This is a genomic window from Kitasatospora sp. NPDC056731 (assembly GCF_040687675.1).
Classification (GTDB): domain Bacteria; phylum Actinomycetota; class Actinomycetes; order Streptomycetales; family Streptomycetaceae; genus Kitasatospora.
In genome coordinates this window covers 1-15,657 of the sequence record NZ_JBFBNR010000085.1, presented here as the reverse complement: position 1 = coordinate 15,657, position 15,657 = coordinate 1, and the positions used below count along the sequence as shown (strand labels likewise).

The window sequence follows — 15,657 nt, the reverse complement described above, 5'->3', positions numbered from 1 at the left end:
AGATCCAGCCTCACTATTAGCTAGTCTAACTATGAGCTATTCTCGCTATGCTGGCGGCCGTCCGACCGCCCCACCCACGGAGGTTTGCCCTTGAGTGCTTCTCCGGGTGGGCCGCCGCCGTGTGAGGAGCGGGTGGGTCAGGTGCTGGTGCCGCTCAGGTGCTGGTGCCGCCGATGCCACCGGTGGCGCCGCCGGGAAGCCCCCCGCCCGGGAGGGACGGCAGCTTGCCCTTGAAGTCGGCGATGCCGTTGACGATGGTGTCCATCAGGCCGAGGTCCGGCGCCTTGTCGGCGATGTCGAAGCCGAAGTGCACGGAGATCAGCGACTTGCCGTCGGTGGACGGGAAGACCACCGTCTGCACGTAGCCGTTGTTGCCCTTGGGAGCGTCGACCTTCCAGCGGACCAGGTAGCCGTCCTGGCCGTTGACCTTGACCGCCTCGGACTTCAGCTCCTGGTGCCCGGTGATGGCGCCGTACGAGTCCTTGGCCGCCTTGTCGATGTCGGCCTTGGCGGCCGCCTGGGCGTCGGTACCGCCGCCGTCGATCCGGCCGGTGGTCACCCCGCCGAGGCTGCACAAGCCGTTGCCGTCCGGACACTGGTACGAGCCGACGACGACCGAGGCGTAGCCGTCGTTGGTGTAGCCGCCCTGCCAGCCGGAGGGGACGGGCAGGGTGAGCCCGTTCACCAGGTCGATCGCGTTGCCGGCGCCGGGCCTGGCCTTGCCGCTGCCGCCGTTCCCGTTCCCGCCGCTCCCGCCGTTTCCACCGGGCCCGCCGTTGCCACCGGTCCCGTTGCTGCCGTCGCCGCTACCGCCGTTGTTGTTGCCACCGTTGCCGTTGTTGCCGTTCCCGCTGCCGCCGTTCCCGTTCCCGCCGTTCCCGCTGCCGCCGTTCCCGTTGCCGCCGAGGCCCGGGAAGCCGTTCCAGGGGCCGTTCTCGCCGTTCGGCACGGCCTGCCGGGCACTGCGCTGCGGGCGGTTGTCACTCTGGCCGTCCATCGCCAGGAAGGTGATCCCGGAGCCGGTGCCCAGGCCGAGCAACGCCGCGACGGTGGCGGCGATCATCATCGGGGACGGCCGGCGCCGGGGCTTGCGCGGCGGCGGTGCCTCGGAGCCGTAGGCGGTGCCGAAGGGCGGCGGCTCCGGGTAGCGGACGGTCGGCCCGCTGTCCAGCACCTCGCCCTGCAGCACCGTGGGCTCGTCGGCCGGCACCGGCCCCGGAGCCCCGGTCGCCGGGGGCACCGGCTCCGGGGCGTCCGAGGGTGCGGGCCGGGTGCTGGCCGTCCAACCCCTGCCGTCCCACCAGCGCTGCGGCCTCGGGTCGCCACCGGTGTCCTTCGGGTCCGGGTACCACCCGGCGGGAATCTGCTCGCTCACAACAGAGAATCTAAAGGCACGCGGATAAGCGCGAAATCAGCGCGGCCTCGAATTCCGGTGGTTTTCGATGAGATTACGGTGAGAAGGGGCGCGACGGGCACGCTCAGGACCGTCGGGCCCGCCCGGGGCTACAGCGGGGTCACGTAGGCGCCCGAGATGCCGCCGTCCACCAGGAACTCGCTCGCCGTGATGAAGGACGAGTCGTCGCTCGCCAGGAAGGCCACCGCGGCGGCGATCTCCTCGGCCCGGGCGAACCGGCCCAGCGGGATGTGCACCAGCCGGCGGGCCGCCCGCTCCGGGTCCGTGGCGAACAGTTCCCGCAGCAGCGGGGTGTCCACCGGCCCCGGCGACAGCGCGTTCACCCGGATCCCCTCCCGGGCGAACTGCACGCCCAGTTCCCGGGACATCGCCAGCACCCCGCCCTTGGAGGCGGTGTACGAGATCTGCGAGGTGGCCGCGCCCATCCGGGCCACGAAGCTGGCCGTGTTGATGATCGAGCCCCGCCCGTGCCGCCGCATGTACGGCAGCGCGGCCTTGCAGCACAGGTACACCGAGGTCAGGTTGACCTCCTGGACCTTGCGCCAGGCGTCCAGGCCGGTGGTCAGGATCGAGTCGTCCTCCGGCGGCGAGATGCCCGCGTTGTTGAACGCGACGTCCACGCTCCCGTACGTCTCGTACGCCTCGTCGAACAGCGCCTCGACCATGTACGGGTCGGTGACGTCGGTGTGCACGAACAGGCCGCCGACCTCCTTCGCGGCCGCCCGCCCGGACTGCTCGTCCAGGTCCGCGCAGACCACCTTCGCGCCCTCCGAGGCGAGCCGGCGGGCGGCCGCCAGGCCGATCCCGCTGCCGGCCCCGGTGATCACGGCGGTGCGGCCGACCAGGCGGCGGCACACCGGGGCGTCGTTCTCCGTCATCGGCTGCTACTCCTCGCTGTGGATGAAGACGTTCTTGGTCTCGGTGAAGTGGCGCAGCGCGTCCGGCCCCAGCTCCCGGCCGACCCCGGACTCGCCGTAGCCGCCGAACGGCGTCCAGTACCGCACCGAGGAGTGCGAGTTGACCGACAGGTTGCCCGCCGCGACGCCGCGGGCCAGCCGCAGCGCCCGGCCGAGGTCCCTGGTCCAGATCGAGCCGGACAGGCCGTAGCGGGTGGCGTTGGCCAGCCGCAGCGCGTCCGCCTCGTCGGTGAACGGTAGGACGGCGGCGACCGGGCCGAAGATCTCCTCGGTGACGGCCGGCACCTCCGGGTCGGCCGGCGCGATCACCGTCGGCGGGTACCAGTAGCCGGGCCCGTCCGGCACCGCACCGCGGGCCAGCACCGGCAGGTCCGGGGTGACGTAGGAGGCGACCCGGCGCACCTGGGCGGCCGAGATCAGCGGGCCCAGCCGGGTCTCCGGGTCCGCCGGGTCGCCGGTGCGCAGCGCCTCGACGGCGGGCAGCAGCAGCGCCAGGAAGTCGTCGTACGCCTCGCGTTGGACCAGGATCCGGCTGCGCGCGCAGCAGTCCTGGCCGCTGTTGTCGGCGAAGGACATCGGGTCCGCGGCGCGGGCCAGGTCGGCGTCGGCGAAGACGATGCTGGGGCTCTTGCCACCCAGCTCCAGGGTGACCCGCTTGGCCCGGGCCGCGCAGCGGGCGGCCACCTCCTTGCCGACCACGGTCGAGCCGGTGAAGACGATCTTGCGGACCGCCGGGTGGTCCACCAGGGCCCGGCCGGTCGTCCCGCCCGGGCCCGGCAGCACCTGGAACAGGCCCTCCGGCAGCCCTGCCGCCAGGGCGAGTTCGGCCAGCCGCAGCGCGGTGAGCGGGGTCGCCTCGGCGGGCTTGAGCAGGACGGCGTTGCCCGCCGCCAGGGCGGGCGCGAAGCCCCAGGCGGCGATCGGCATCGGGAAGTTCCACGGCGCGATCACCCCGACCACGCCGACCGGCTCGTGGAAGGTCACGTCCAGGCCGCCGGCCACCGGGATCTGGCGGCCGGTCAGGCGTTCCACTCCCCCGGCCGCGTACTCCAGCAGGTCCCGGACGTTGCCGGCCTCCCAGCGGGCGTTGCCCACGGTGTGGCCGGCCTCGCGCACCTCCAGTGCGGCCAGTTCCGGCACGTGCACCTCGACCTGGTCGGCGAACCGGCGCAGCAGTCGGGCCCGTTCGCCCGGTGCCAGCGCCGCCCAGGCCGGCTGGGCCTTCGACGCGCGCTGGACCGCCGCGTCCACCTGCCCCGCGGTGGTGTCCGGGACGGTGGCGAGCACCTCGCCGGTGGCGGGATTGCGGACGGTGCTGACGGTGGGGTCGGTGGGGTCGGTCATCGGCCTCACATCCGTTCGAAGGATCGGTAGCGCTCCCAGTCGGTGACGGTGCCGTCGAAGGCGCACTGCTCCACCCGGGCCATGTTCAGGTAGTGCTCGACCACGTCGTCGCCGAAGGCCACCCGGGCCAGCTCGCTGTCGCCCCACAACTCCGCGGCCTCACGCAGCGAACCGGGCACCCGGGCGTACTCCTCGACGGCGTAGGCGTTGCCCAGGCACGGCGCCGGCAGCTCCAGTTTCCGCTGCAGCCCGTGCAGGCCGGCCGCGATCATCCCGGCCACCGCCAGGTACGGGTTGACGTCCCCGCCCGGCACCCGGTTCTCCATCCGCAGGCCCTGGCCGTGGCCGACCACCCGGTAGGCGCAGGTTCGGTTGTCCCGACCCCAGGCCACCGCCGTCGGGGCGAACGAGCCCTGGCGGTAGCGCTTGTAGGAGTTGATGTTCGGCGCGTACAGCAGGCTGAACTCGCGCAGCGCCGTCAGCTGGCCGGCCAGGAAGTGCCGCATGGTGTCGGTCATCCGACCGTCCCGGTCGGCGAAGGCCGGCGCGCCCACCGCGTCGCGCAGCGACAGGTGGATGTGGCAACTGTTGCCCTCGCGCTCGTTGTACTTGGCCATGAAGGTCAGCGCGCACCCCTGCTGCGCGGCGATCTCCTTCGCGCCCGTCTTGTAGACGCTGTGCTGGTCGCAGGTGGTCAGCGCGTCCGCGTAGCGGAAGGCGATCTCGTGCTGGCCGAGGTTGCACTCGCCCTTGGCCGACTCCACCACCAGCCCGGCGCCCGCCATCTCGTTGCGGATCCGGGACAGCAGCGGCTCGACCCGGGCGGTGCCCAGCATCGAGTAGTCCACGTTGTACAGGTTCGCCGGCGTCAGGCCGCGGTAACCGCCCAGCCAGGCCTGCTCGTAGGTGTCCCGGAACACCAGGAACTCCAGCTCGGTCCCGATGTCGGCGGCCAGCCCGTACTCCGCCAGGCGCGCGATCTGGCGGCGCAGCAGCTGGCGGGGGGCCGCGTCCACCGGGTGGCCGCCGTGCCGGGCCAGGTCCGCGGTCACCTGCGCGGTGCCCGGCTGCCAGGGGGTCAGCCGCAGGGTGCCGAGGTCGGGGCGCATCGCGAAGTCGCCGTAGCCGGTGGCCCAGGAGGAGAAGGCGTAGCCGTCGACGGTGTTCAGGTCGACGTCCACGGCGAGCAGGTAGTCGCAGGCCTCGGCGCCGTGCTCGACCACCTCGTCCAGGAAGAAGCGGGCAGCGAAGCGCTTGCCCTGCAGGCGCCCCTGCATGTCCGTGAACGCCAGCGCCACGGTGTGGACCTCGCCGGTGTCCACCAGCGTGCGCAGTTCGTCCAGGGTCAGCGGCGCCCGGGGCGGCACGCCCGCGGCGGCGTTCTCGGGCATGACGGAACCCTCCACGATCACTCTTCGAGTTCAAGCGGTCACAGCGAACCGTACGGCCTGCGGCGGACGGCGCGGAAGAGGGCGGACAGGTGTGGCGCGCCGACATGCGTGGTTGACGGGGGATCAGGCGGTGCGGGGGGAGAATGCCCGCCATGGATCGCAGGCCTTTCATCGGCGTCAGCACCTACCTGGTCGACGCGAGTTGGAGCAACTGGCAGGGCCGCCGGGTGGCCCTGGTGCCCGAGCGGTACACCGCGTACGTCCAGGAGTCCGGCGGGATCGCGGTGCTGCTCCCGCCCGACTCCCCCGACCGCGCCCCCGAGGTGCTCGCCCGGCTCGACGCCCTCGTCATCGCGGGCGGGCCCGACATCGACCCCGCCTACTACGGTCAGCCCGCCCACCCCCGCACCGAGGTCGACTCCCCCGAACGGGACCGGTGGGAGTCGGCCCTGCTGCGGGCGGCCCTGGCGGCCGGGATGCCGCTGCTGGGGATCTGCCGGGGCATGCAGGTGCTCAACGTCGTCTGCGGCGGGACGCTCGTCCAGCACCTGTCGGACGTCGTGCCGGTCGACGTCCACGGCGGCGCGGACGGCGGCTACGGGACGCACCTGGTGCGGCCGGTGCCGGGGACGCTGCTCGGCGGGCTGCTCCCGGAGAGCGAGGTAGAGGTGCCGACCTTCCACCACCAGGCCGTCGACCGGCTCGGGGCGGGCCTGCGGGTCTCGGCCCACGCGCCGGACGGAACGGTCGAGGCGGTCGAGGGCCCGGGGTTCACCCTGGGCGTGCAGTGGCACCCGGAGCAGGGGGAGGACCTGCGGGTGATGCGGGCCCTGGTGCGGGCGGCCACCGCGGCGCAGTTGGACACCGCGCTGATCGGGTAGCCGGGGCCCGCCCGCCCGGGCGGAACGGACCGCTCAACGGCAACGACAACGGTCACCAGTACAGCCTTTGGATCTTTGTCCGTTCTGCGGTTCACTTCGGGTGCAGGGCGATCGCGCCCCTCCCCTCCCCACCCGTGCGTCCAGAGAGGACTTCGATGGCCGGGCACGAGCATTCCCACACTGATCATGCGCATGACCACAAGCACGCGCACGACCACGGCGGACACCGGCACGGCGGACTCGGCGGCCACGGCGGCCACTCGCACGGTGTCGCCGCCGACGCCGACCGCCGCTGGCTGCTCAGCGCCCTCACGCTCATCGTCGTCTTCATGGCCGGCGAGGTCGTCGTCGGCTTCGCCGCGAAGTCCCTGGCCCTGATCTCCGACGCGGCGCACATGCTCACCGACGCCGCCTCGATCGTCCTCGCGCTGGTCGCGATGCGCCTCGCCGCCCGCCCGGCCCGCGGCGGCTACACGTACGGCCTCAAGCGCGCCGAGATCCTGTCCGCGCAGGCCAACGGCGTCACCCTGCTGGTGCTGTCCGCCTGGCTGGGCTACGAGGCCGTCACCCGGCTGTTCGAACCGCCGGAGGTCGCCGGCTCGCTGGTGCTGGTCACCGCGCTGATCGGGATCGTCGTCAACCTGGCCGCCGCCTGGTGCATGTCGAAGGCCAACCGCAGCTCGCTCAACGTCGAGGGCGCCTTCCAGCACGTGCTCACCGACCTGTACGCGTTCATCGCCACCGCCGTCGCCGGCGCCGTCATGCTGACCACCGGCTTCGTCCGGGCCGACGCGATCGCCTCGCTGGTCGTGGTCGCGCTGATGCTCAAGGCCGGCATCGGCCTGGTCCGCGACTCCGGGCGGATCTTCCTGGAGGCCGCCCCGGCCGGCATCGACCCGGACGCGGTGGCCGACCGGATGGTCGCCCAGCCGCTGGTCGAGGAGATCCACGACCTGCACATCTGGGAGATCACCTCCAACCAGCCCGCCCTGTCCGCACACATCCTCGTCACCCCCGGCGGCGACTGCCACGCCGTCCGGCGCGAGCTCCAGCGCGGACTGGCCGACGAGTACGGCATCACCCACAGCACGCTCCAGGTCGACCACGTCGGCGAAGACGCGGCCGGCGCCCTGCTCCAGATCGCCGCCCCCGGCGAACAGCCCGCCGAACACTGCGCCGACGCGCACGGCCCCGTCCACCGCGCCGGCCCGCACGAGCACTGAAGCCGCCCTCCTGTCGTCGCGGTGCGGCATGATCTGACACGTGACCGCACCGCGACTGATGCTCCTCGACTCCGCCAGCCTGTACTTCCGGGCCTACTACGGCGTGCCGGACACCCTGCGCTCCCCCCAGGGCGAACCGGTCAACGCCGTCCGCGGCCTGCTGGACTTCATCGCCCGGCTGGTCCACGACCACCGCCCCGACCACCTCGTCGCCTGCATGGACGCCGACTGGCGCCCGCAGTGGCGGGTGGACCTCCTCCCCTCGTACAAGACCCACCGGGTCGCCGAGGCGGCCCAGGACGGCGAGGAGGAGGTGCCGGACACGCTGGCCCCGCAGGTCCCGGTGATCGAACAGGTCCTGGACGCACTCGGCATCGCCCGCGTCGGCTCCCCCGGCTACGAGGCCGACGACGTGATCGGCACCCTCACCGCCCGCGCCGAAGGGCCCGTGCAGATCGTCACCGGCGACCGCGACCTGTTCCAACTGGTCGACGACGCCCGCGAGATCACCGTGCTCTACCCGGTCAAGGGCATGGGCAACCTCCAGATCACCGACGACGCGCTGCTCGTGGAGAAGTACGGCGTGCGCGGCGCCCAGTACGCCGACATGGCCGCCCTGCGCGGGGACCCGAGCGACGGCCTGCCCGGCGTCAAGGGCATCGGCGAGAAGACCGCCGCCCAACTCATCAACGAGTACGGCGACCTCACCACCATCCGCGCCGCCGCCCTCGACCCCTCCTCCAAGCTCACCCCGGCCCGCCGCCGCAACCTCGTCGAAGGCGCCGCCTACCTCGACGTCGCCCCCACCGTCGTCCGCGTCGCCCCCGACGCCCCCCTCCCCACCTTCGACCCGGCCCTCCCCCACGAGCCGCTCGACCCGATGACCCTCGAAGACCTCGCCACCCGCTGGGGCCTCGGCACCTCCCTCGAACGCCTCCTGGAATCCCTCGCCACCCGCTGAGCACCACGCGGTGGGGCCTTTACGCCGCGCCAGGAGAATATTCGCGAATCGGCACTCCCCTCGGGCCGGTCCCCGGGCATCCTGATTCCGCCTGACCGACAGCGAGGGGAGCGGCTGTGAGCCGACGACTGCGGTACATCGGAAGCACCTCGGGGAGCGACGGATGCCCGACGCTCTACGAGGACGTCGAAACCGGGGAGGTGCTGGTGCAGGGCGATGTCGTGACCGACCCCGACGAGATCACCCAACTCCGCAACATCAAACCCGGCGAAGGGTTCGTGATCGTGCCCCGCGCGCTGCTCGCCGACTTCGCGCCGCGCGACGTGGACCGGGAACGCGTGCTGATCAGCTACGACAAGTTCGAGAACATGTTCAGGACCCTCCAGCACACGGCCTTCCGACTGGAGACCCGCCGCCGGTACCGCTCCGACGAGCAGACCGAAACCTACCGCCGGTTCGCTGCCGGGCTGGCGCCCGGATGGGACCTGGACGACCCCTGGTGCCGCTCGCGCCGCGAACAGGCGGCCCTGGGCAAGCGGTTCGAGCGGGTGCGGATCATGGACAACCCGCCCACCCTGGGGCAGCGGTACCTGCTCGACAACGCCGAGCGGAACAACGCCGTCGGCGAGGACACCCGGTACCTGTGGCGGGCCGACGCCGAACGCCTGGGTCTTCCGCAGGAGGACGCCTGGCTGTTCGACTCGCGCGTCATCGCCCTGCTGCACTTCGACACCGACGACGACCTGACCGACATCGAACTGATCACCGACCCGGCGCAGGTGGCCCGCGCCTGCCAGGTACGGGACGCTGCCTGGCACTTCGCCACGCCGAGCCGCGAATTCGGCGCTGAGGTACCGTCCGCCATGTGAGCACCGACTTCCAACAAGCACGAATCGCCCTCGGTCTGCGGCTCCGCGAGCTGCGCACCGAGGGCGGTCTCACAGGCAGGCAACTGGCCGACCGTCTGAGCTGGACACAATCCAAGGTCAGCAAGCTGGAGACCGGCCGACAGACGGCCACCCACGAGGACCTCAAGGCCTGGGCCGAGGGCGTCGGACAACCCCACACAGCGCCCGAACTGTCGGCCAGGCTACGGGCCTTCGAGTCGGGGACCCGCACCTGGCGACGGCAGTTGGCCGCCGGACACAAACCGGTGCAGGACACGCTGACCGCCGAGCACGAGCGTTCACGCGTCATGCGCGCGTGGCAGAATTCCATGATCGTCGGCATGCTCCAGACGGCCGACTACGCCCGGCACATCTTCAGCGCGTACGTCAGCCTCCACCAGTCGCCGCGCGATGTAGAGGACGCCGTTCGCGCCCGCGTCCAGCGACAGGAAAGCCTGTACCGGCCAGGCAAGCGGTACCACATCGTCATGTGGGAACCCGCACTACGCGCCCTGGTGTGCCCACCGGCCGTGCTGGCCGCACAACTTGACCGACTCAGCGGTGTGGTCGGACTGGATACCGTCTCCTTGGGCATCGTGCCGTTCGAAGCCTCACTCGGGTTGCCTCCTGCCAACGGATTTTGGATTCACGACGAACGGCTCGTCATCGTCGAGGACTGGCACGCGGAGCTGTGGTTGGACCAGCCCGACAACGTGACGCTGTACCTGCGTGTGTGGGAGACGCTGGCCGGCGCGGCCGTCTACGGACCGGACGCCCACCGCATCATCACGCGGTGTCGCAGGGCACTCGGTTCTGCCTGAGAATTCCCACGCACCCCAGCTGCCAGGGCTGGAATATTCGAGAATCATGCTCCCGCCGGCGAATCTCGACCGCTTAACGTCCTGCCGATGGCTCCGATCGGCACGGGAGTTGAGTGATGATCACGAACTCGCAGTGGTTGACGACTGGTTCACACCTCGGTGTGAACGGTGATGTCGACCGGCGGCAGCGCCGGAAGGCGGCCGCTCATGTCCTTGCGTGAGATCGCTCGGCGCGAGCCCGGCCAACCCACCGTTGATGCGGACAAGTGTCCGTCCTGCCAGTGGTTCGACGCCATGGAGCGGGAGGCCTCCAAGAGCCCGGAGGGCGTGGACCGCTCCAAGCTGGCGAACGCGCGGGGGCTGCGCCTACGGCACGAGGCATCCGGAGAGTGCCTGAACCCGGATGGTGCCGGGTGACGAGTGACGCCCGGGGGACGTACTGGACCTCAGGCCAGCAACTCCGAGCGGTCTCGGCCGTGTCATGCCCCCGAACCTTCAACCCGACCGACGAGGCACCCCCACCGTGCCCGTTGCGGCGCCGCTGACCACAAGAACCCGACTGTCAGTTCCGCAATGGTCGAGCCGATTCCCCCTGCCGAGAGTTCGGGGCGAACGAGATGCGCGACTGGCACATCCCGCACGGCCTACTCCCCGACTCGGCCTGGCGGCTTCCACCCCTTCGTTGTCAGGAAGTCGCCGGACACGCGGAGGGCCCGCACGTTCGAGTCGAACGTGCGGGCCCTGGATACCCGACCGACACAGCCAGAGACTCAGGCGGCGGCACCGTACTCGCTCGTCAGCTGCCAGACTTCGGCGTCCTTGAAGGCCTGCACCTCTTCCACGATCCCGCTCTTCGACAGATCGGCCACGAGGCTCGTCTCCTGTCATTTGAACGTGAGCCGGGGAATCGCGTCGATGTCGATCCCGTACCGGCGGTAGACCTTGGTCGTGTTCTCGCTCGTGAGCTCCTCCAGAGGAAGCTTGAGCGCGAGGGCGGTCGCATGGACGTGTTCGGCGCTGTCGCCCTCGATCTCCAGGTACGGGGGGATCAACGGCCAGTGGTCGATCTCGACGGCCGCGCCGCCCAGCGTCCAGGAGGACCGGCGGTTCTCCTGGTACGCCTTCGGCTGGTAGCCGAGCTTGCCGAGGAGCGTGTTCGCGGCGTCGAAACCACCGACGGCCGTCTCCGTTTCGGTCACGCCGTCGATCGCATCGGAGTGGATCTCCTTGACGCACAACGTGACGTCGGTGCCGGTGTCACGCAGCCGGACCCACGCACCCGGCCGGCCGGGGATGTCGTAGACGTAGCGGCGCTGGAAGCGGTCGACCACGTGCTCAGCCCCAGCCTCGGCCAGGAGCACGCGGATCTTCTTCGGATCGACGTTGAGGATCTTCACTTCGAACTCATTTGCGGTCATGGGGAATTGCCTTCCTCGGCGCGATAGGGGCAGATGAGCGCACGGTATCGGCGATGCTGCGAGCCACCTCATCAGGCGTGCGGTCGGTGCCGTCGACCCGCAGCAGTCCGAACGCCCGGTACACGCGGGAGCTTTCGGCCGCGTTCGGCCCCTCCCGCCGCTGCCAGGAACTCAGCGTTCCCAGCTCGGTCCGCCGACGAAGCCGCTCCTGGCGGACGCGTTCGTCCACCTCCGGCAAAATCGGTCGCCGGTGATGAAGAACCCTCGGGTCACGTCCATGTGAACTCCATATCCCTGTTCGGGCTTGTCATCGCAGCCCCCAGTTCCACGGGGCCGGGTGGGCACCGCGCAGGCATGTGATCCGGTGGGCCGCCTCCTGGCGGAGGTTGGCGTCGAGGTGGGCGCGGCGCACCGTGTCCATCACCGCGGCGAGGACGACGATGTCGCGCACGACCTGGTAGCCGGACCAGGCGCCGATGTAGGGGTGGTCCAGGGGCTGGCCCTCCCACTCGTACGAGAGGTAGGTGTCGGCGTAGGTCCGGTGGTCTTCGCGCGGGCCGATGAGCAGTTCGGAGCGCCAGCGGGCGGCGACCAGGTCCCACTCGCGGTGGCCGCGCGTCAGCGGGCGGCGCAGTAGGAGCCCGACGTGGACTCCGTCGTCGTGGCAGGGGGTCATCCCGAGGGCGCCGAGGATGACGGTGTCCGGTGTCGGCCAGTCGAGGTAGTCCCACTCCTCGCGCAGTTGGGCCGCGTGGTCGCGCAGGAAACTGCGGGAGGCCTCGTTCAGCGGAGCATCGTCCAGGCCGTCCAACAGCCCGGCGAACGGATCGTGCTCCCTGAGCCACGGGGCCGTCCTGGGGTCGGTCCGGTGCGTGAGGGCGGTCACCCATGCGGACAGGGACGTGTCGGTGCTCGGCTTCCCGGGGTCCTGCCAGAAGGTCACGGCCCGGCCTTCGGCAGACGTACGGACGTCGGTGTACCGGGGGGAGGTGACGGGGACTTGATGCCGTCGCAGGAACTGCGCGCCCTTGACGAGCGCCCCGGCCTCGTCCAGGTCGGGGTGGACGATGGCGAGCACGCGTGAAGTCGGCAGCGACCACAGGTGGTTCGGGCTGTCGCTGACCAGCTCGGCCTTCGCGACGTCGCCACCGGTGGCCACGCCCGCCTGCGTCAGGGCCTCGAAGGACGCCGCGATGTCCAGTCTGCGGGCCGGGGTTGTGGTCTTGAGTAGCGTTCTGGTGCGCGGTCCGACGCTCACGGCGCAGTCCTCGGGTACGGGAGTGGGTGGAGGGACGAGAAGGGGCATCGATCCAGGACAGCAATTCCGCGCACTGCCCCTGCCCCGCTGGCCTTCACAAGGGCCCCGCGAGCGTCCTGGCCTTCCGTCCCGGAGACGCCGAGGGGCGAACTGGACGCCGCGAGCGCGTGCGCCCCTCCGACTACGACGGTGGTCGAGCCCAGCATCGCGATCTGCAAGCCGCCCCGCTCGCCCGCGAGGGCCGGCACTGGGGCGGCGGGTTGGGTGGGCTCGTTGAATTCCAGCTCGAACCAGACCTCGTTGCCGTCACCCAGGCGATTCCAGCCGAAGCGGGTGGAGAGCGCCTTCACGAGTTCCAGGCCTCGTCCGTGCTGGTCGGTCTCCGCAGCTGTCCGACGCTGCGGAGATCGGCTTGCCCGGTCGATCACGGCTACTCGCAGCAGCTCCTTGTCGATCTGCAACGAGACCATGAACGTTGCACCCGTCGCATGCCTGATGGCGTTGGTCGCCAGCTCGGAGACGAGAAGCAGGACAGTGTCCTCCAGGTCCTGGCCGAGAACCAGGCCGAACCCGCGAAGGATCCTCCGTGTGGTGCGTCGGGCCGTGCTGGCGCTGACGGATTCGGCCGACAGCTCAAACTCAGAGGTGGGCATGACATTCCCTCCGGGGGGTGGCTCCGGTGCAGGGGCGGGACAGGACTACTGCGACGCCGATACGCCACTCCGTGACGAGTCGAATCCGCTCCGTAGTGGACGCTCATTCCACCAGCGCCAGTGAAGGCCGGGAAGGACATGGAGCCAGACATCGACCGGACATTCACCGGACATTCCGCGTCCACAGCGGTGAATCCGGACGGAATCCGACCGAAGGACTGAATCCCTCTCTATGTTTGGTACGTGATGCTGCATAAGGCGCTGCCGTGAGCAGGCGGACCCCCAAAAGCCGGAACCAGCTGCTGTACGAGGCCCGAAAGCGACTGAACCTCACTCAGGCTGCCGCCGCTGAAGCGGTGGGGGTGAGCGAACGGCAGTGGCGACGCTGGGAGACAACACCCGGCCCGGACGTCCCCCGCGCACCGGAGGTCCTCCGGTCGCTATGCGAAGTGTTCCAGGTCTCGTACGACAAACTGGGCTTCGTGTCGCCGGTAGATCTTTCGCCGGGTGGCGCAGGCGTCTTGGGAGGAGTCATCATCCCGCCTGTGAACCGACGTGACGCACTGGCAGCCGGAGTGGCTGCCGCCCTTGGCGGATTGCCCTGGCTCTCACCGGTCGTCGGCGTTCGGCCGACCGAGCCTCTCCGGATCGGTGAGGACGAGGTCGAGGACCTACGCGCGGTCCTTCAACACCTCGACGCATGGGATCAGCGCTTCGGCGGCGACAGCCTTTGGCGCTCCGCCGGACACACCCTGCACTACATCCACGGGCTCCTGGACCGGGGGACGTTCTCCACGGGGGTCGGCGACGAACTCCAGGCGATGCAGGGCTCACTGACCACCTCCATCGGCTGGTACTGCTACGACGCCGGACGAACCCAAGACGCATCTGTCTACTGGTCCCAGGCCCTCAACACCGCATTGCTGTTCAACAATTCGCCGCTGGCCATCCGCACGCTGTCCGTCATGGCGAGGCAGGCCGTCGACCTCGGCAAGGGCCGTGACGCCGTCCGCTACGCACAGATCGCTGCGACCCGACTCGGCCCCTGGGTACCGCCCCGCGTCCACTCGCTCCTGGCCATTCGTGAGGCTCAGGGGCACGCCGCTCTGGGCGACGCGGCCAGTACCAACGAAGCGATCCTCCGTGCGTGGCGCGGGTTTGAGCGGGGCGCCAGCGAGGACGATCCGGACTGGGCTCGGTTCCTGAACGAAGCAGAGTTGGTCTGCTTGGAAGGGATGTGCCGCAGCGACCTCGGCGAACACGAGAAGGCCATCCGCCTCCTCAGCCGGTCGGCGGAATTGCAGGACGCGGCGCACGACCGCAACCGCGGAATGTGCCTGGTCCGCCTGTCCGGAGCGGCTTTGTCGGCCGGCAACCTGGACCAATCGATCGACGCTGCCGAACGGTCCGTCCAGATGATCGGCAGTGGCATGACCTCCCGCCGGAACAAGCAGGTGCTGCTCGGCATCGCCAACGGGCTGCACCGCTTCAACGACAACCCCCATGCCCGGCACACGATCGAGCGCATTACCCAGTCGGCCGCCTGACCAGCAAGGAAGCTCCTCCCATGCCCATCGCCGAACTCCGCCTCAACCGCCATACCCCCGACGCCACCGTACGGGCGCTGGACGACCTGGTCGACCTCTACACCCGCGTCTACGACGTCCCGCCGTACATCGGAGACCCTTTCTTCTCCGCCGACGCCTTCCGTGACCGACTGCTGGGCGCCACCAAGCTGAACGGCTTCGAGTGCCTGACCGTGCACAGCGGCGAGACCGTCGTCGGCTTGGTCCACGGAGTCACCCTGCCGGCCGAACGCACTTGGTGGACGTCCCTCGGTGACCAGCGCCCGGAGGCGATGGTCACCGCCGCCAAAGCCGAAGGCGTGGCCTGGCTGCGCGAACTGATGGTCCGACCTGACTATGGAAACCAGGGCATCGGTCGGCGCCTGCACGACGAGTGGATCGCCGAACGGCGACAGCGCTGGACGGCACTCACCTGCATCCCGGACAACGAGCCTGCACACGGCGCCTACCGGCGGTGGGGCTACGAGATCATCGGGCAGATCAAGCACGCCGACGACAGCCCCGTGTACGACGCGATGGTCCTGCCCGCGACGGGGGGCCCGGTCCCAGAAGGGGGCTCGCCGCGTCAACGGCCTTGAGGTGGCGGGGCTCTCGCCTCCGTTGTTGCGTTAACACCGGGTCCTGATGCCGGTCATCGCGCTCTCAAGACTGGAACAGAGGCTACAGAAGTACTCTCGCCACCACGCCTTCGGAGTAGGAAGTCGACCGAATCGACTTTCACAACCCCGCATTATTCCGTTGCCGCTTCTGCCCCTGCCGATGGCAGGGGCAGAAGCACTTCGAACCCTTCTCCTTCCACGAAGGAGGTGGGTTGGGACGGCTTAATTCGAAGCACGGTCGCCGCTTCGGCCGGAGGCTGGACAGGTCGGTGCGGCCGATCGCCGGGTGGTCGAGCAGCTGGTA

General features: G+C 70.2%; 16 protein-coding genes. 8 read left to right on the top strand and 8 right to left on the bottom strand.

The features are described from left to right. Nucleotides 1–154: 154 nt before the first annotated feature. The 4 genes from AB0R04_RS38395 to AB0R04_RS38380 form a co-directional block, all read right to left on the bottom strand. On the bottom strand, nt 155–1,375 hold the full coding sequence (locus AB0R04_RS38395; protein ID WP_363378765.1) for a DUF2510 domain-containing protein: 1,221 nt from the start codon (nt 1,373–1,375) through the stop codon (nt 155–157). 128 nt (nt 1,376–1,503) lie between these two features. After that, nucleotides 1,504–2,292, bottom strand: a complete 789-nt coding sequence (locus AB0R04_RS38390) for a 3-oxoacyl-ACP reductase (RefSeq protein WP_063346866.1) — start codon at nt 2,290–2,292, stop codon at nt 1,504–1,506. 6 nt (nt 2,293–2,298) lie between these two features. Next, on the bottom strand, nt 2,299–3,675 hold the full coding sequence (locus AB0R04_RS38385) for an aldehyde dehydrogenase family protein (RefSeq protein WP_363378763.1): 1,377 nt from the start codon (nt 3,673–3,675) through the stop codon (nt 2,299–2,301). 5 nt (nt 3,676–3,680) lie between these two features. After that, nucleotides 3,681–5,066, bottom strand: coding sequence for a glutamine synthetase family protein (locus tag AB0R04_RS38380; RefSeq protein ID WP_363378760.1), 1,386 nt, complete (start codon nt 5,064–5,066; stop codon nt 3,681–3,683). A gap of 152 nt (nt 5,067–5,218) precedes the next feature. On the opposite strand from AB0R04_RS38380, the gene AB0R04_RS38375 reads away from it, so the two are divergent. From AB0R04_RS38375 to AB0R04_RS38350, 6 genes are all read left to right on the top strand, one after another. Further along, the gene (locus AB0R04_RS38375; protein WP_363378758.1) at nt 5,219–5,947 is read left to right on the top strand and encodes a gamma-glutamyl-gamma-aminobutyrate hydrolase family protein; all 729 of its coding nucleotides are present in this window, start codon (nt 5,219–5,221) and stop codon (nt 5,945–5,947) included. A 155-nt stretch (nt 5,948–6,102) separates the two neighbouring features. After that, a complete protein-coding gene (locus AB0R04_RS38370) occupies nt 6,103–7,170 on the top strand; it encodes a cation diffusion facilitator family transporter (protein WP_063346869.1) in 1,068 nt (355 codons plus the stop codon). 58 nt (nt 7,171–7,228) lie between these two features. Continuing rightward, nucleotides 7,229–8,131 carry a 5'-3' exonuclease H3TH domain-containing protein gene (locus AB0R04_RS38365; protein WP_363378767.1) on the top strand — a complete coding sequence of 301 codons (903 nt, stop codon included), beginning with the start codon at nt 7,229–7,231 and terminating at the stop codon, nt 8,129–8,131. A 116-nt stretch (nt 8,132–8,247) separates the two neighbouring features. Then, nucleotides 8,248–9,000, top strand: coding sequence for a DUF6879 family protein (locus AB0R04_RS38360; protein WP_363378755.1), 753 nt, complete (start codon nt 8,248–8,250; stop codon nt 8,998–9,000). Further along, complete coding sequence (locus AB0R04_RS38355; RefSeq protein WP_363378753.1) at nt 8,997–9,839, top strand: helix-turn-helix transcriptional regulator; 843 nt, start codon at nt 8,997–8,999, stop codon at nt 9,837–9,839. Before AB0R04_RS38360 ends, AB0R04_RS38355 begins: the two co-directional genes overlap by 4 nt. A gap of 207 nt (nt 9,840–10,046) precedes the next feature. Continuing rightward, entirely contained in the window at nt 10,047–10,256 is a 210-nt protein-coding gene (locus AB0R04_RS38350) for a hypothetical protein (RefSeq protein ID WP_363378751.1), read from the top strand. Between the two features lie 467 nt (nt 10,257–10,723). Here the strand turns inward: AB0R04_RS38350 and AB0R04_RS38345 are convergent, their stop codons facing one another. The 4 genes from AB0R04_RS38345 to AB0R04_RS38330 form a co-directional block, all read right to left on the bottom strand. After that, nucleotides 10,724–11,257 (bottom strand): class IV adenylate cyclase, encoded by a 534-nt coding sequence (locus AB0R04_RS38345; protein WP_363378749.1) that lies wholly within the window; start codon nt 11,255–11,257, stop codon nt 10,724–10,726. Then, complete coding sequence (locus AB0R04_RS38340) at nt 11,244–11,486, bottom strand: hypothetical protein (protein ID WP_363378747.1); 243 nt, start codon at nt 11,484–11,486, stop codon at nt 11,244–11,246. The genes AB0R04_RS38345 and AB0R04_RS38340 overlap by 14 nt, the downstream gene beginning before the upstream one ends. 78 nt (nt 11,487–11,564) lie before the next feature. After that, nucleotides 11,565–12,515 carry a hypothetical protein gene (locus tag AB0R04_RS38335; protein ID WP_363378746.1) on the bottom strand — a complete coding sequence of 317 codons (951 nt, stop codon included), beginning with the start codon at nt 12,513–12,515 and terminating at the stop codon, nt 11,565–11,567. Next, on the bottom strand, nt 12,512–13,168 hold the full coding sequence (locus AB0R04_RS38330; RefSeq protein ID WP_363378744.1) for an ATP-binding protein: 657 nt from the start codon (nt 13,166–13,168) through the stop codon (nt 12,512–12,514). The genes AB0R04_RS38335 and AB0R04_RS38330 overlap by 4 nt, the downstream gene beginning before the upstream one ends. A gap of 266 nt (nt 13,169–13,434) precedes the next feature. On the opposite strand from AB0R04_RS38330, the gene AB0R04_RS38325 reads away from it, so the two are divergent. Both AB0R04_RS38325 and AB0R04_RS38320 read left to right on the top strand, forming a co-directional pair. Next, nucleotides 13,435–14,715 carry a helix-turn-helix domain-containing protein gene (locus AB0R04_RS38325; protein WP_363378742.1) on the top strand — a complete coding sequence of 427 codons (1,281 nt, stop codon included), beginning with the start codon at nt 13,435–13,437 and terminating at the stop codon, nt 14,713–14,715. 20 nt (nt 14,716–14,735) lie between these two features. Further along, a complete protein-coding gene (locus AB0R04_RS38320) occupies nt 14,736–15,332 on the top strand; it encodes a GNAT family N-acetyltransferase (RefSeq protein ID WP_363378741.1) in 597 nt (198 codons plus the stop codon). The last annotated feature ends 325 nt before the right edge of the window (nt 15,333–15,657 follow it).

Coding starts and splice junctions, on each gene's coding strand:
- AB0R04_RS38345 (WP_363378749.1), bottom strand. CDS start 11,257: ATGACCGCAAATGAGTTCGAAGTGAAGATCCTCAACGTCGATCCGAAG.
- AB0R04_RS38385 (WP_363378763.1), bottom strand. CDS start 3,675: ATGACCGACCCCACCGACCCCACCGTCAGCACCGTCCGCAATCCCGCC.
- AB0R04_RS38370 (WP_063346869.1), top strand. CDS start 6,103: ATGGCCGGGCACGAGCATTCCCACACTGATCATGCGCATGACCACAAG.
- AB0R04_RS38330 (WP_363378744.1), bottom strand. CDS start 13,168: ATGCCCACCTCTGAGTTTGAGCTGTCGGCCGAATCCGTCAGCGCCAGC.
- AB0R04_RS38365 (WP_363378767.1), top strand. CDS start 7,229: ATGCTCCTCGACTCCGCCAGCCTGTACTTCCGGGCCTACTACGGCGTG.
- AB0R04_RS38320 (WP_363378741.1), top strand. CDS start 14,736: ATGCCCATCGCCGAACTCCGCCTCAACCGCCATACCCCCGACGCCACC.
- AB0R04_RS38390 (WP_063346866.1), bottom strand. CDS start 2,292: ATGACGGAGAACGACGCCCCGGTGTGCCGCCGCCTGGTCGGCCGCACC.
- AB0R04_RS38350 (WP_363378751.1), top strand. CDS start 10,047: ATGTCCTTGCGTGAGATCGCTCGGCGCGAGCCCGGCCAACCCACCGTT.
- AB0R04_RS38380 (WP_363378760.1), bottom strand. CDS start 5,066: ATGCCCGAGAACGCCGCCGCGGGCGTGCCGCCCCGGGCGCCGCTGACC.
- AB0R04_RS38375 (WP_363378758.1), top strand. CDS start 5,219: ATGGATCGCAGGCCTTTCATCGGCGTCAGCACCTACCTGGTCGACGCG.